This is a genomic window from Burkholderia sp. LK4 (genome assembly GCF_001043615.1).
Taxonomy (GTDB): Bacteria; Pseudomonadota; Gammaproteobacteria; order Burkholderiales; family Burkholderiaceae; genus Burkholderia; species Burkholderia cepacia.
In genome coordinates, this window is record NZ_LDUL01000153.1 from 1 (window position 1) to 309 (window position 309).

Annotated in this window: 1 pseudogene; it reads left to right on the forward strand. The window is 58.9% G+C overall.

Annotated elements, in window-relative coordinates:
* A pseudogene (locus VK92_RS42710) lies at positions 1-260 on the forward strand (bacteriophage T4 gp5 trimerisation domain-containing protein); the annotation flags it as partial.
* Between the last annotated feature and the right edge of the window lie 49 nt (positions 261-309).

Sequence of the window (309 nt, forward strand, 5' to 3'; positions counted from 1 at the left end):
TGGAGGCGGGGCAGGCTATCCGGTATCGCACCAAGGTCGTCGAGTTGCAAGCTGGTGAGGTAATCCGCCTGCGCGGCCCCGGCGGCACGATTACGCTGGACGATTGCGGCGTGGAGATCGAAGCCGTCGCCATCCGCGTGAAGGGCCCAATGGTCCAGGATCGTAAGGGTGCAGGGAATGTGCTCTCACTATCTGGCGACTCGGTATTCGGTGATTCGCCGGATGACGCTTTCTATCTGACCTTCTCGGGCGATGCCTAAGCACACGGACATTTATGGCTAACTACAAATACCCCTTCAAGGACAAGGC